Source organism: uncultured Holdemanella sp., assembly GCF_934754935.1.
Lineage (GTDB): Bacteria > Bacillota_I > Bacilli_A > Erysipelotrichales > Erysipelotrichaceae > Holdemanella.
On record NZ_CAKVJB010000021.1, the window covers coordinates 1 to 15,273 of the forward strand.

At 34.3% G+C, this 15,273-nt stretch carries 14 protein-coding genes, 3 tRNA genes and 1 other RNA gene; 4 read left to right on the plus strand and 14 right to left on the minus strand.

Annotated elements, in window-relative coordinates; genetic code table 11:
• The 7 genes from Q0E86_RS06700 to Q0E86_RS06730 all read right to left on the minus strand — a co-directional run bounded on the left by Q0E86_RS06700 (position 1) and on the right by Q0E86_RS06730 (position 4,995).
• Positions 1-76 (minus strand) — tRNA-Asp (locus Q0E86_RS06700).
• 20 nt (positions 77-96) lie between these two features.
• Positions 97-187 (minus strand) — tRNA-Ser (locus tag Q0E86_RS06705).
• Between the two features lie 147 nt (positions 188-334).
• Complete coding sequence (gene thrS / locus Q0E86_RS06710) at positions 335-2,083, minus strand: threonine--tRNA ligase (protein ID WP_295755592.1); 1,749 nt, start codon at positions 2,081-2,083, stop codon at positions 335-337.
• A 294-nt stretch (positions 2,084-2,377) separates the two neighbouring features.
• Complete coding sequence (locus Q0E86_RS06715) at positions 2,378-2,752, minus strand: NifB/NifX family molybdenum-iron cluster-binding protein (protein WP_295755594.1); 375 nt, start codon at positions 2,750-2,752, stop codon at positions 2,378-2,380.
• Positions 2,753-2,973: 221 nt separating this feature from the next.
• Positions 2,974-3,364: a transfer-messenger RNA gene (gene ssrA, locus Q0E86_RS06720) on the minus strand.
• Between the two features lie 21 nt (positions 3,365-3,385).
• Positions 3,386-3,844, minus strand: coding sequence for an SsrA-binding protein SmpB (gene smpB / locus Q0E86_RS06725; RefSeq protein ID WP_118010717.1), 459 nt, complete (start codon positions 3,842-3,844; stop codon positions 3,386-3,388).
• The gene (locus tag Q0E86_RS06730) at positions 3,841-4,995 is read right to left on the minus strand and encodes a CapA family protein (protein WP_295755598.1); all 1,155 of its coding nucleotides are present in this window, start codon (positions 4,993-4,995) and stop codon (positions 3,841-3,843) included. Before Q0E86_RS06730 ends, smpB begins: the two co-directional genes overlap by 4 nt.
• A gap of 64 nt (positions 4,996-5,059) precedes the next feature.
• On the opposite strand from Q0E86_RS06730, the gene Q0E86_RS06735 reads away from it, so the two are divergent.
• Positions 5,060-5,135 (plus strand) — tRNA-Ala (locus Q0E86_RS06735).
• A 46-nt stretch (positions 5,136-5,181) separates the two neighbouring features.
• Here the strand turns inward: Q0E86_RS06735 and phoU are convergent.
• The 5 genes from phoU to Q0E86_RS06760 form a co-directional block, all read right to left on the minus strand.
• Positions 5,182-5,835, minus strand: coding sequence for a phosphate signaling complex protein PhoU (gene phoU / locus Q0E86_RS06740; protein ID WP_295755600.1), 654 nt, complete (start codon positions 5,833-5,835; stop codon positions 5,182-5,184).
• Positions 5,835-6,587: a phosphate ABC transporter ATP-binding protein PstB gene (gene pstB, locus Q0E86_RS06745; RefSeq protein ID WP_295755602.1), complete on the minus strand. Its 753-nt coding sequence runs from the start codon at positions 6,585-6,587 to the stop codon at positions 5,835-5,837. The genes phoU and pstB overlap by 1 nt, the downstream gene beginning before the upstream one ends.
• 11 nt (positions 6,588-6,598) lie before the next feature.
• Positions 6,599-7,477: a phosphate ABC transporter permease PstA gene (gene pstA / locus Q0E86_RS06750; protein WP_295755604.1), complete on the minus strand. Its 879-nt coding sequence runs from the start codon at positions 7,475-7,477 to the stop codon at positions 6,599-6,601.
• Positions 7,478-7,479: 2 nt separating this feature from the next.
• On the minus strand, positions 7,480-8,373 hold the full coding sequence (gene pstC / locus Q0E86_RS06755) for a phosphate ABC transporter permease subunit PstC (RefSeq protein WP_295755606.1): 894 nt from the start codon (positions 8,371-8,373) through the stop codon (positions 7,480-7,482).
• 63 nt (positions 8,374-8,436) lie between these two features.
• Positions 8,437-9,315 (minus strand): phosphate ABC transporter substrate-binding protein, encoded by an 879-nt coding sequence (locus tag Q0E86_RS06760; protein ID WP_295755609.1) that lies wholly within the window; start codon positions 9,313-9,315, stop codon positions 8,437-8,439.
• A 219-nt stretch (positions 9,316-9,534) separates the two neighbouring features.
• On the opposite strand from Q0E86_RS06760, the gene serC reads away from it, so the two are divergent.
• The 3 genes from serC to Q0E86_RS06775 are packed head-to-tail and all read left to right on the plus strand — an operon-like array spanning position 9,535 to position 12,547.
• Positions 9,535-10,620, plus strand: coding sequence for a 3-phosphoserine/phosphohydroxythreonine transaminase (serC, locus tag Q0E86_RS06765; RefSeq protein ID WP_295755611.1), 1,086 nt, complete (start codon positions 9,535-9,537; stop codon positions 10,618-10,620).
• Entirely contained in the window at positions 10,613-11,761 is a 1,149-nt protein-coding gene (locus Q0E86_RS06770) for a 3-phosphoglycerate dehydrogenase family protein (protein ID WP_295755612.1), read from the plus strand. Before serC ends, Q0E86_RS06770 begins: the two co-directional genes overlap by 8 nt.
• A 9-nt stretch (positions 11,762-11,770) precedes the next feature.
• Complete coding sequence (locus tag Q0E86_RS06775) at positions 11,771-12,547, plus strand: histidinol-phosphatase HisJ family protein (protein ID WP_295755614.1); 777 nt, start codon at positions 11,771-11,773, stop codon at positions 12,545-12,547.
• 38 nt (positions 12,548-12,585) lie between these two features.
• Here Q0E86_RS06775 and Q0E86_RS06780 read toward each other — a convergent pair whose 3' ends face one another.
• Together Q0E86_RS06780 and Q0E86_RS06785 are read right to left on the minus strand one after the other, a co-directional pair.
• Positions 12,586-13,455, minus strand: a complete 870-nt coding sequence (locus tag Q0E86_RS06780) for a DMT family transporter (RefSeq protein WP_295755616.1) — start codon at positions 13,453-13,455, stop codon at positions 12,586-12,588.
• A 65-nt stretch (positions 13,456-13,520) separates the two neighbouring features.
• Positions 13,521-15,263, minus strand: a complete 1,743-nt coding sequence (locus Q0E86_RS06785) for an ABC-F family ATP-binding cassette domain-containing protein (protein ID WP_295755617.1) — start codon at positions 15,261-15,263, stop codon at positions 13,521-13,523.
• Between the last annotated feature and the right edge of the window lie 10 nt (positions 15,264-15,273).

The following is a 15,273-nucleotide window of genomic DNA, read 5'->3' on the forward strand; positions in this document are numbered from 1 at the left end:
TGGCGGTCCAGATGGGACTCGAACCCACGATCTCCTCCGTGACAGGGAGGCATGTTAACCACTACACCACTGGACCATAATTTTCCAAAAATAAGATGGCGGAGAAGGAGAGATTTGAACTCTCGCGCCAGTTTCCCGACCTATACCCTTAGCAGGGGCACCTCTTCAGCCACTTGAGTACTTCTCCAAGAATATTTTCAGAATACTTATTTTTTTAGAACAACCTGCGTTATCCGTAACGCCCGTTAATAATAACATGGATAAAAACTTATTGCAAGCAATTTTTTAAAAAAAGACAAAAAAATTTAGAGGCCAATTTTTGACCTCTAAACTCTTACTTTCCAAATAATGTTTTGTTGTCTACTTCCGCTTTAAATTTAGCTAAAGCTTCATCTAAAGATAATGTAACACTATCCTTTTTACCACTTTGACGAATTGTTACTGTATTGTTTTCTTGTTCTCCATCACCCACTACGATTTGGTAAGTAACCTTCTGTAGCTGTGCCTCACGAACACGGTAACCTAATTTTTCGTTACGAGAATCTACTGTTGCACGCATTCCTAATGCTGTTAATGCATCACATACTTTATTTGCGTACTCAACATGTTTTTCATGGTGAACTGGAATCACAACAAATTGACGTGGTGCTAACCATAATGGGAAGTGTCCACCAAAGTGTTCAATCAAGATACCAATGAAACGTTCAACAGATCCATAAACTACACGGTGTAACATGATTGGAGTTTTCTTAGTTCCATCAGCATCTACATATTTACATTCGAATCTTTCTGGCAAGTTCATATCCAACTGTACAGTACCACATTGCCATACACGTCCTAAGCTATCTTTAATATGGATATCCAATTTAGGTCCGTAGAATGCACCATCTCCAGGATTTACCTTATATTCTTTACCTGCATGAACACAAGCTTGTGCCAATGCTTTTTCTGAAGCATCCCAAATTTCTTCTGAACCAATATATCCACTCTCTGGACGAGTTGATAATTCAATTTCATATGGTAAACCAAATACAGAATAAATACGATCTACCAATTGTAATACTTTCTTAACTTCTTCTTCCAATTGATCAGGAGTTACAAACAAGTGCGCATCATCTTGTGTAAATGTACGTACACGGAATAATCCATTCAATGCACCACTTGCTTCATGACGGTGTACTTGTCCTAATTCTCCTAAACGCAATGGTAAGTCTTTATATGAGTGTAAAGTTGAGTTATATACTAATAATGCACCTGGACAGTTCATTGGTTTGATTGCGAATTCACGATCATCTACCATTGAAGTGTACATATTGTCTTTATAGTGATCCCAGTGTCCACTCAATTCCCACAATTCTTTTGACATCATAATAGGTGTCTTAATGAATTGATATCCTTCTTTTGTATGTTCTTGGTACCAGTATTGTTCCAAGATGTTACGTAAAATCATTCCATCTGGCAAGAAGATAGGCATACCTGGCGCAAATTCACTGATTGTGAACAAGCCCATTTCTTTACCTAATTTCTTGTGGTCACGTTTTTTAGCTTCTTCTAAAGCTTCTAAGTGAGCTTCCAATTCTTCTTTTGTATCGAAACAAATACCATAAACACGTTGAAGCATTTTATTGTTGGCATCACCTTTCCAGTAAGCGCCAGAATGTTTCAACAATTTAAAGTTTTTACACATCTTAACTGTTTCAACGTGAGGTCCACGACATAAGTCCGCAAATTCACCTTGACGATAGATTGTGATATTTCCATCTTCTAATCCATTGATCAAATCCACTTTATAAGGATCATCCTTGAACATTTCTAGAGCATCTTCTTTAGAAATTTCTTCACGAACAATTCTCTTTCCGTCTTTGGCAATCTTCTTCATTTCTTTTTCGATTTTTGCCAAATCCTCTTCTTTTAATTTAACATCCCCTAAATCCATGTCATAGTAGAAACCTTCAGAAATGACTGGTCCTACCCAGAATTTAGCATTTGGATATAAACGCTTAACAGCTTGAGCCATCATATGAGCACATGAGTGGTTCAACATAGATAAATGTTCATTTTCTAATACATTCACTAATTCCATTTTACTTTCCTCCATTTTTCCATATAAAAAGCGACAGCCATCAAAGGACGTCTGTCGCACGCGGTACCACCTTTGTTTATACAATTACTGTATACACCTCAAACCTTTTAACGCAAGAATTACGGCACACTTTTTCAAGGGCAATTCAAAGGGAGTAAATACATACCTTCGCAAAGTGTTTTCACCAACCACACTCTCTCTACTTTTGAATAGAATGCATTCATATCCTTATCATCATTGTTGCCTAGATTATAGACCGAAATACAAGGTGTGTCAAAAGAAAAACTCAAAAAATTAATGGCAATGTCCACCACAAGAATGACTTTCGCCAGATTCATGTTTCGTGCAAGTCACATCCGTTGTGAATTCTAGTTTTCCACTTAAATATTTCTTAACAGCCTCATCCGCATTTCCAGTTACACCACCAAATGAATGAATTCCAAAACCAGCTAATGCATTTTTAGCACCTTGTCCAATACCACCACAAAGTACAATATTTACATTTTGTTCTTTTAAAGCATTTGAAACGTCAACATGTCCATGTCCTTCAACTGTAATCACTTCACTCTTAACAATTTCATTATGATCTGTATCATAGATTTTAAATTCTGAACTATGACCAAAGTGTTGGAAAACTTCTCCGTCTTTATAGCTAACTGCAATTCTCATGTGTAATTTACCTTCTTTCTCATTTATTATATATGGTTTAGAAGAATAAATGAAGGTTTATGAAGCACTCATAATTTTAATAGCGTTAAATGAAATACTTTACTAAATCTTTTAACTTATAGCAATTCTTATACGTAATTTACCTTCTTTCTTGTTTTTTATACATCAAAAATACACCACATAAAATAAAAAGCCCTTTAAATAAGGGCGTTGATTGTCTTTGGTGGAGATGAGGAGAATCGAACTCCTGTCTAAGCAAAGTCCCACGAGACAGCGTTTACAGCTTTTTCCATCTAGTTATCCAAAAGTTTTGGATGGAAACAAAAATTCTTTTGGGTTAGCTATAGTTGATTCAAAATAAGCAGCTAGCCAATACTTATTTCTATCTTCTTTTCTTTAACACTCAGTCTGAAATAAGAAAGCGAAATTTCAGAAAGGGGCTGCGAAGCCAAACGTAGGCAATAAAATTAAGCAGCGAAAGCCATGCTTTGGTTCATACCAAATACATTAGCAAGTTTATTTTTAGCAATTAATTTAAGTTGGTTATTACACGTATCCTTCGTGGCTGTGGCTGAATCCAAACATTTACTCATCGAATGCCTGAACATCCCCAAGGAACATCAGTATAATCTATTAATACTGATTTTTCAAGGCTTTTTGAATCTCTCTTTGCGCATCCTTTGCTTTTTGAGATTCTCGCTTATCATGAAGATTTTTACCTTTTGCCAAAGCTATCTCAAGCTTAGCTAGTCCTTTATATAAATAAATTCGTACTGGTACAACTGTATATCCCTTAATACGAGCTGATTGTTCTAATTTTTGAATCTCTTGTTTATGCATTAAAAGCTTTCGATCTCTTGTTTCATCATGATTGAATCGATTTCCAAATTCATAAGGAGAAATATGCATCCCTTTAATAAAAGCTTCCCCTTTTTGAAAACTGATATAACTATCTTTTAATTGTACCTTCCCTCTTCGAATACTTTTGATTTCTGTACCCTGAAGTACTAAACCCGCCTCAAAGCGATCATACAATTCATAATCATGTCTTGCCTTGCGATTTTCGGCTATTGTTTTTTGATTTTGACTCACTCTAATACCACCTCAATCCCTTCTGAATCTTGCATAACAGATTGAACATATTGTTGAACCCATTCTTTAGATAAATCATATTCACCAGATAATCTATGTGTTGCAGCAATGGAATCATTATAATCTTCAATGGAATATGTCTTCCAAGTGCTATATCCTGCATCAAACCATGTGATCAACGGAATAAACTTTGTATCTGTAAAAGACGTCTTTTTCGTATTTGGATCATAATTTACAGTAAAGCTAGCCATTCCACCAACCATTCTTTCATCCACATCTTGTGTACTCGTATAATTTCCTAACGAATAATATACAAGTGTATCTTGTTTTTTGCCTTTGATAATTTTTGCCGGCTGAATGACATGCGGATGCGATCCAATCACAACTTCTGCACCTAACTCATTTAAATAGTTTGCCAAATCTTGCTGCTCATCATTTGGATAGGTTTGATATTCATCACCCCAATGCATAGAAACCAATTGAATATCACTTACTTTACTTAAAGCTTCCATATCCTTTTTCATTTGATCCTTATCAATCAAATCCACAAGCCATGGTTTATCTTCTGGCAAGACAAAACCATTCAAACCATAGGTATATCCTAAAAATCCAACTTTAATTCCATTGATTTCTTTGACTAAAGTACGATTTCTATCTTTTTTGGATGTATGAGAACCCGTAGTAATGACATCTGGATAATTTTCACGAACTAATTCGATTTGTTTCAACAAACCCTCTACGCCTCTATCCATTGAATGGTTTGAACTTAAACTCCACCAATCAAAGCCAGCCTTATTGACGGAAGATAAAATTTCTGTAGGCCCATTAAAAGTAGGATAGCCACTCAATCCATATTCTTCGCCTATACACAATGTTTCAAAATTGATATATGCCAAATCGGCCTTTTGTGTATATTTATTCGTCATTTCATAATAAGAATCAAAATTATAGTATTCATTTTGTTCTTGACACATATATTGCGTATTATGATATAAGTTATCTCCGACACCAACAAATGTAAAAGACTTCTTATCTTCTTTTTTCACAATTTTTGCATCTTGGTTTTTTGACGTTGGATGCGTTAAGATAAATCCCATCAAACTAAAATTTAATATACATAGAATCATGATCCATGTCCATTGTTTTCTCATACATTAATTTTATCAAAAAATGCTTGCTTTTTCCAAAAAAATTCGATAATATTATAAAGCACTTGGGGTGTTAGCTCAGCTGGGAGAGCACCTGCCTTGCACGCAGGGGGTCATCGGTTCGATCCCGATACGCTCCACCAAGTAAAAAATACGCTGTAAGCAACTTGCTTACAGCTTTTTTTGTGCTTATTCAACTTCTTCAAAAATACCAGACTTTTGATAAAGAACCCATTTACCAATATTTACACAATGATCACAGATTCTCTCTAAATATTTACCAACTAATAATACATCTACCAATGTACCTGTATCATGTTCTTTTTTAGCTAATAAATCCACATAGACATCTTTTGCCTTTTCATATTGTGCATCTGCTTGATCATCCATTTTGATCACTTGATCCGCTGCCTTTTCATCTTTTTGAATAAAGGATTCAATCGCAAGTGTAATCATTTCCTTGGCAATCGTAAATTGTTGTTGAATACAATCATCCACAATTAAATCTTGCATATTTAATGCACAAATAAGTTCTGAAACTTCTTTTTCCTGATCCATAATACGTGTTAAATCACGAATGGTATTTGTAGCTACCGTAATACGTCTTAAGTCTTTGGCAACAGGGTGTTGAAGAAGAAGGATCTTCATACAAATTTGTTCAGCTTCTCTTCCTTGTTCACTCACTTCTTCATGCATTTGCGAAACATCCTGAACTAAAGTTTTGTTTCCATCTAAAATAGCGTGCTTGCAAAACCATAAACCTTTCAAACAGTCTTGAGACATTTGTGTCATAGTCAGTTCTAACTGTCTTGTTTGTTTTAAAAACTTTGTAGGTAAAACCATTATCCAAACCTCCCCGTAATATAGTCTTCTGTTTTCTTTTCTTTTGGTGTAGAGAACAATGTTTCTGTATCACTATACTCGATTAAATCCCCCAATAAGAAGAAGGCAGTTTTATCACTGATACGCATAGCTTGCTGCATATTGTGGGTAACAATAACAATTGTATAATCTTTTTTCAATTCTAAAGTCAATTCTTCAATCTTACTAGTTGAAATTGGATCTAAAGCACTTGTAGGTTCATCCATCAATAAAACTTCCGGCTGCATAGCCAAGGCTCTTGCGATACACAAACGTTGTTGTTGTCCACCAGACATTCCCAATGCGGATTTATGCAAACGATCTTTAACTTCATCCCAAATGGCAGCTTGTCTTAAACTTCTTTCGACAATTTCATCCAATTCACTTTTCTTTTTGATTCCAAAAATTCTTGGACCATACGCAATATTGTCATAAATACTTTTTGGGAATGGATTAGGCTGTTGAAATACCATTCCAACTCTACGTCTTAATTCAATCGCATCCATATTTTTGTAGATATCCGTACCATCTAAACAAATATCTCCTGTAACTTTGGCACTTTCCACCAAATCATTCATACGATTCAACGTTTTTAAAAATGTTGATTTACCGCATCCACTAGGACCAATGAATGCTGTAATTTCTTTTTCTTTGATATCTAAATTTATATTCTTCAAGGCATGAAAATCACCATAATATAAATTTAGATCATTGACTGTAAATTTATTATTCATACGTAACCTTTCTATTTCTCTAATCCAGCTTGTTTTTTAGAGATATGTCTTGACCAGACATTCGCACCAATACTAAATGCCAATACTAAAATCATTAATACAGCACTTGATAAATTCGCTAATGCACGATCTTGACCGTTTGTCTGTAAGTTCCAAATTTGAATGGATAATGTTTCAGCAGGTCTTAACACATTGATTGGCGATGTTGGAGATGTAAAACTAAAGTTATTCCAACGCAAATCACTTCCTGAACCTGTCGTATAAAGTAATACGGCAGCCTCACCAAATCCACGACCAGCTGCTAAAATAACACCGGTCATAATACGTGATAGACATGCAGGCAATAATACATGGAATATAGTTTGCCACTTTGTAGCTCCAAGTCCCATGCTTCCTTGATAATAGCCCTCTGGTAAACCTTTTATCGCATCTTCTGTGGTGGTTGTGATCAAAGGTAAACTTAGAATGGAAATAGATAAAGCACCTGCCAATAAACTTTTGGATAGTCCTAATACAACTAAGAAAATCAAATATCCAAACAAACCTACTACAATACTTGGTAAAGAAGACAATGTTTCAATACAAGTTCTTAAAAAGCGTGTCACAAGACCTGGTTTTGCGTACATCGCCAAATAAATACCAGCTAATACACCAATAGGAACTGATACAAGTAATGAAATAAATACTAAGTAAAGGGTGTTGAAAACTTGGTTTCCAATGCTGCCAGAGCGGCTAAATCCAAACATCTCTGGTTTTGCACCTAACAAGCCCCCAATGATTACTTTTCCGGCAAAGCCAACAAGAAGTAGAAAGAAGAATAAGGCAATACCATAAAAAACAATTGTCATGAATTGATCAACCATTTTTGCTCTTTTAATTCTAGAATCCATCTTTATTCTCCTTTCGGCTTTGAAAACTTATGAATAATTGTAATAAACAATAACGAAATCAAGAACAACAATAAAGCCATTGTCCATAGGGCTGCCTTCATTTCTCCGCCTTCCATCGCATTTCCCATTTGTGCTGCAATTTCTGTTGTTAGTGTTTTTGAAGTGGAAAAAATACTCTTAGGTAAAGCTGTTGTTTGACCAATAACCATCGCAACAGCTAAAGCTTCACCAAACGCTCTTGCTAATCCTAATACAATGCCTGAAATTACACCAGGTAATGCAGCAGGAATCACAACACGATATATCGTTTGCCAACGTGTTGAGCCAAGTCCATAAGCTGCCATTCGTGTTTCTTTTGATACGGCTCGAATTGCATCACTGGCAACACTTGTAATCGATGGGAAAATCATAATCGATAAAACTAAACTTGCTGCAAGTATGGAGTGTCCTACCTGCAAATCAAATACTTTCTTTAAAAACGGAATCAAAACCGTTAATCCAACCCATCCATAAACAACACTAGGAATTCCGGCAAAGATTTCTACCATAGGACGATAGAACTTCTCACCAAATTTAGGTGAAATTTCTGTCATGAAAATAGAAGATCCTAACGCAAATGGTGTGGCAATCAATAGTGCTAATCCACAAACACACAATGAACCAACAATGAAGATCAAGGCTCCGACATGTCCTTTGGAACTCGCATTATCCACAGGTGTCCAATTTGCACTACCGAGAAACTCTTTTAGAGTATGATGAAATTTTAAAAATGTATCTGAACCTTTATAAACTAGAAAGGCTCCAATCAATAGAGTTAAAAATATCACAAACAGACCACCGATTGTTACAAGAATCTGCCAGAAATATTCTTTACAAAACATGCTTTTACGACTCATTAAATTCCTCCAAACTAAATGAATAACGGACATATATTTCAATGTCCGTTAAAGAACTAGTAATTAGTGATCTGTTTTTTCCATTTTACTAGAAACACCATAGCCTAATGATTCCATTTTCTTACCGAATTTTTCACCCATGATGTAATCTAAGAATGCTTTTGTTGCTTCGTCTGGTTCTCCATTTGTATACATGTGTTCAAATGTCCAAACTTTGTAGTCACCACTATATGTATTTTCTAATGTAGGTTCAACACCATCAATTGCGATTGTATCTACATCGTCATTGTCTACTAAATAAGACAATGCTACATAACCAATTGCACCCTTTGTATCTGTTACATTTTGTAACAATACACCAGAATCATCCGTTTCCATTGAAGCATTGCTAGCTTCTTCATTTCCATCTAATGCATATTTTTGGAATGTGGCTCTTGTTCCTGATGAAGTTGGACGAGTTACTAAAACGATTTCTTCATCGGGCCCACCAACATCTTTCCAGTTTGTTGTTTTTCCTGTGAAGATGTCAATTAATTGTTGTTTTGTTAAATCTTTAACACCAACATCTTTATTTACGATTGGAGCCATTGTTACAACACAAACTTGGTGATCTACTAAATCTTTAGCTTGATCCTTATCTAATTTTTCTTCAGCTGCAACATCTGAGTTTCCTAAAGTAACTGTTTTATCAGCTACCTGTTTTAAACCTTCTCCTGATCCACCCGCATCAACTGTAATAGAAACATCTGGGTTTTCATTTAAGAATTGTTCTGCTGCAACATCCACCAATGGTTTCAATGCACTTGAACCTGCGGCTGTAATTGTTCCGCTTAAACTTTTTCCTTCTGATTTACTGTCATCTGATGCAGTATTTGATGAACTACATCCTACCATAGCTGCAGATAATCCTACGACCATTGCACCTTTTAAAAACTTATTCATATTTTCCTTGTCCTCTTTTCTTTCGACACACATATCATAATGCATGTTTGTTAAACAAAAAGAATGGTTCTGTTAAGCTTTTGTTAAATGATTTGTTTCGATTCTGAATACACTTGAATTTAATTTATGAACAAATCTCTTGAAATTAAATGTAAACAAATGTATAATCATGAAACATAAAGAAAGGAAAGGTGGAAATATTTTCACCGAGGTAACAATATGACACGTGTATATAACTTTAGTGCCGGTCCCGCATGCTTACCAGAATGGGTATTAAAAAAAGCTGCGAACGAAATGTTGGATGCTCATAATAGTGGAATGAGCGTCATGGAGATGTCCCACCGTTCCAGTGAATTTAAAGATATTATAGATACTTGTAAAGCAAGACTAAAAAGATTGATGAACATCCCAGATGAATATGAAATTTTATTCTTACAAGGAGGTGCTTCTTTACAATTCACTATGATTCCTTTAAATCTAGAAAAACATAACGTAGATTTGATCAATACGGGTCAATGGACAAAAAAAGCTTTAAAAGAACATGAAAAATTAGGAAAAGTAAATGTAGTTGCTTCTAGTGCAGAAGACAACTTTACATATATTCCTAAAATCAAACAAGAAGATTTAAGTGAAGATTCTGATTATGTATATATTTGCGAAAACAACACAATCTATGGAACTAAATATAAAGAGCTTCCTCCACATGCAGGTAAGCTTTTAGTTGCGGATTTATCAAGTTGTATTTTAAGTGAAAAAACCGATGTTTCTAAATACGATTTGATTTTTGCCGGTGCCCAAAAGAATATGGGACCTGCTGGATTAACGGTGGTTATTATTAAAAAAGACTTGATTGGTTTAGCTGATGAAAAAACACCAAGCATGTTAAACTACAAAACATATGCAGACAATGATTCTATGTTCAACACGCCACCTACTTATGCAATCTATATTTGTGGTTTAGTACTTGAATGGTTAGAAACTCAAATTGGTGGATTGGAAAACATGGAAAAAATCAATCGTCAAAAAGCTAAATTACTATATGACTATATCGATGCTTCTAAATTATATTCAAATCCTGTTGTACCTGAGGATCGTTCTTATACAAATGTTCCTTTTGTGACTGGTGATAAAGATTTAGATGCTAAATTTGTCAAAGAAGCAAAAGAAGCAGGTATTGTGAATATTAAAGGTCACAGAACTGTTGGTGGTATGCGTGCAAGCATTTATAATGCCATGCCACTTGAAGGGGTAGAAGCCCTAATCGCATTTATGAAGAAATTTGAAGAGGAGAATTATAATGCCTAAAATAAAACTCTATAACAATATTGCTCAAATTGGTTTAGATCAATTTAATCAAAATTATGAAGTAAACGAAAACATGGAAGATGAAGATGCCATTTTAGTTCGTAGTGCCAATCTTCATGATATTGAATATGGCAAAAATTTAAAGGCCATTGCCCGTGCTGGCGCGGGTGTTAATAATATCGATATTGATACTTGTACAAAAAAAGGGATTGTCGTATTTAATACTCCAGGTGCAAACAGCAATGCTGTAAAAGAACTTGTGTTTGCGGGTATGCTACTGGCAAGTCGTGATATCTATCATGGTATTGAATGGATCCAAACACAAAAAGAAAATGAGAACATCGCAAAGGATGTGGAAAAACAAAAGAAAAAATATGCAGGACATGAATTAACCGGTAAATCATTAGGTGTCATTGGTTGTGGTGCCATTGGTATTCAAGTTGCCAATCTAGCTTTACGATTTGGCATGAAAGTATATGGATATGATCCTTATATGTCTGTTGATGCAGCATGGAACTTGTCTCGTTATGTAAACCATGTCACAAATATCGATGATCTATATCGCCAATGTGATTTCATCACAATTCACGTACCTTTAAATGATGGAACTAAAAACTTTATCAATAAAGATAGTTTTGACAAAATGAAGGATGGTGTGAAGTTATTGAACTTTGCGCGTGGCGGCCTTGTAGATGAAGATGCCCTATTAGAAGCATTAGATGATAATAAAGTTGCATCTTATGTGACTGATTTCCCTAGTCAAAAAGTACTTCAAAATGATAAAGTCATTGCGATTCCTCACTTAGGTGCTTCAACCGAGGAAAGTGAAGAGAATTGTGCTGTAAAAGCAGCTCAGGAATTAATGGATTTTTTAACTTATGGTAACATTTCAAATTCTGTTAATTTACCAAATGCGAAAATGGATATGAATTCACCATTTAGAATCACTTGTATTCATGAAAATAAACCAAAGATGATTTCTCAAATTACTGATGTTTTAAAGGATGCCAATATTGAAAATTTGATGAATAAATCTAAGAAAGATATTGCGTATACAATCATTGATTTGGATTCTGAAGTCGATATTTCACCAATTAAGAAAATCAATGGTATGATTCGAGTATCTACTTATAAGAAATAGGATAGTATTATGATTGATGCACATACTCATTTAGAAAATGGTGATTTAAGTGTCGAATATGTTCATAAATTTATTGATGCGGCCAAAGAAAAAGGAATCACACATCTTCAGATTTTAGATCATACGCATAGATTCTTTGAATTTAAAGACTGTTATAAAAGGGTTTGTGAAGTTTCTAAACTACAAGAAGATTGGTTTCTAAAGAAACAAAAGAACTCCATAGATGATTATTTAAAATTAATTGACGCATTAAAAAAGGAAACTTTTGACATAGATGTATCTTTTGGCCTTGAAGTATGTTATACGCCTGAAACAGAAAGTTTATTATCCTCAATCCTTGAACATTATCAATTCGACTTTCTAGTAGGCAGTGTACATTCTGTAAATGGCTATTTATATGATATGGATGCCTTTTCCAAAGAATTGCTTTGGGATAAAAATGATCCTTCTAATATTTATAAAGCTTATTATGACTCTATTGAAAAACTAATCCAATCCAATCTCTTTGATCAAGTTGGTCATCCAGACGTGATAAAAATGTATTCGATTGATCCAGGCTATGATTTACATCCTACCTACCATCATATTGCTAGTTTGGCAAAAGAATACAACATCAAAATGGAAGACAACACAAAAGCTCATTATTCATATCATCATCCGGATGTGGGTTTAAATGATGATTTCAGAAAAATCCTAAAAGAAAATAATGTACAAATTGTGACTGCAAGCGATGCTCATTATCCTAGTGATGTGGCCAGATGCTTCGAATTATTAGATCCTAGATAAACCTAGGATCTTTTTTTGTGCAAAGAAAAAGACAGAGATTAATCTGTCTGGGTCTCTTTATTGACTAAAAATACACTTAAGCTTACTAGAATTAAGGCAATTAAGCTTGAAAACTGGAATGCTTGATTGGATTCATGTAAGACAACACTTGATAGAATAACACCAATAATGGGTGTTACACACATATAGACACCAATCTTACTGACAGGATTTACAGATAGTAATAATCCCCAAATCGTATAGGCAATAGCGGATACAAGGGCTAGATGAATCAATACAACTAGACCTAGATTAAATCTAAATGTAATGTGTCCTCCCATCACATATCCAGTGATAACCAGCAAAACACCACCTAAAAAGAATTGGTATCCACTTAATAGTACGGCATTTTGATTTTGCGTAAACTTCTTAATAAAAGCCGCTGATATAGCTCCACATAATTGTGACATCAATACAAATCCTTCTCCTAGAAACGAAAAGCTTGCACTAGCCCCACTCATATTCATGAATAAAATACCTAAGAATCCGATAAAACATCCTAATGTTTTTCTAAATGTTAGTTTTTCATAATGAAAGATTAAACTAGCTACTAATAAAGATATAAAGGCACTAGTTCCTGTAATAATTGAACCATTTACGCCTGAAGTATGTGAAAGTCCTATATAGTAGAAAAAATATTGTCCAGCTGTTTGAAATAGAGCTAATGTACATATGCCTCGAACATTCTCTTTTTTAGCGACTAATACATTTTTCTGCAAGAAAGAACCAAATAGTATGACTAAAAGTCCAGCTAACGCAAAGCGAATACCCGCAAACATCAATATGCTGGGTACGCCTTCAATATTAAATAATTGATATCCCCATTTAATAAAGGGTGCTGCGCTTCCCCATAGTGTACAACATAGCATGGCTAGTAAAAACACATGGGATGTTTTTTTAAAAAACTCCCTATTCTCCATATTCTATTAAAACTTTATCCTTCCTTTTTTTCCTCTAATTCCATCCAGCGATTGGTTAAAATTTCAAGTTCTTCTTCTTTTTGCGTTCTTAAATCACTTAATTCTTTTAATTTCGCAAAATCACTTTGACAGTCATTCATTTGATGGTCTAACGATTCCATTTCTGTTTCTAATAATTCCATTTTCTCTGGTAATTGTTCTAATTCTTTTTTCTCCATATAAGATAATAAAGAACGTTTCTTCTTTTCGACTGGTTTTTGTATAACCACCTTTTTATTTTCATCTTTTGATTTCACTAAATAATCACTATATCCACCACTATATTGTTTAAATGTACCATCTTCTTGATGAACAAATACTTTATCTACAACACGATCCAAGAAATAGCGGTCGTGACTAACAGTAATAATAGCTCCTTGGAAATTGTCCAAATAATCTTCTAATACGTCCAACGTTAAGATGTCCAAATCATTGGTTGGCTCATCTAATAATAAGATATTTGGCTCTTGCATCAAAACTCTTAATAGATAAAGTCTTCTTCTTTCGCCACCAGAAAGTCTTGATAGTGTGGTATAGTGCATGTTTCTTGGAAATAAGAATCTTTCAAGCATTTGCGATGCACTTAGAGTCATTCGATCGTATTCAATAACTTTTGAAACTTCTTCAATATAATCAATAACACGCATATTTAAATCAACGCCTTGATCGGCTTGTCTAAAATATCCAATTTTAACTGTAGTTCCATATTCAATCGTTCCGTAGGTTGGTTGTTTTAAACCTGCAATGACATCAAGTAATGTAGATTTTCCACATCCATTTTCTCCAATAATACCAATGCGGTCATGGCGTAATACAACATAGTTGAAATCATGAAACAATTCTTTTTCAGGATATGTGAAACCCAAATTCATACATTCAATTGTTTTATTACCCAATCGCTGCATAGCGGCATTGATTTTCAAAGACTCTTCTTGTTGTTTAAAACGTTTCTGACGTAATTCTTCAAATCTTTGTAGTCGACTATTTGATTTAGTTCCACGTGCTTGTACACCCGCTCTAACCCACTCTAATTCTTTTTTATATAAGTTCTTGTGTTTATGTGCAGCTAGTTTTTCTTGTTCAATACGCGTTTCTTTATTTTCTAGATTCACTTCATAATTTCCATTATGAATATATAAATCACCTTGATCTAATTCAATCATTTTTGTGCAAACACGATCCAAGAAATAACGATCGTGAGTAACCATAAAAATTGCACTTTTAGAACGAATTAAATAATTCTCAAGCCATTCAACCATATCGTTATCCAAATGGTTTGTCGGTTCATCTAGAAGCAATAAATCACAGCTTGTACATAATGCCAAGGCTAATGCAACTCTTTTTCTTTGGCCTCCAGACATAGTTGACATTGCACTTTGAAAATCTGTAATGCCAAGTTTTGTTAGTATGGATTTTAATTCGAATTCTGCAACAGGATGTTCATTTTTTGAATTCACAAGTTGAATTTCATCCCATACACAATCTGTTTTGAATTCTGGATTTTGTGGTAAATAATGAATCTTGATTCCATTCTTTTTTATAATGGTTCCTGAATCATAGGTTTCGATTCCTGCAAGTATTTTTAATAAAGTACTTTTACCTGTACCATTCACACCAATCAGTGCTATTTTATCTGTATCTTCTATCGTAAAAGATGCATTTTTTAAGATGCATTTATCATTTATATTCTTTTTTAAACTTTCTGTTGAAATTAACATAACATCACCT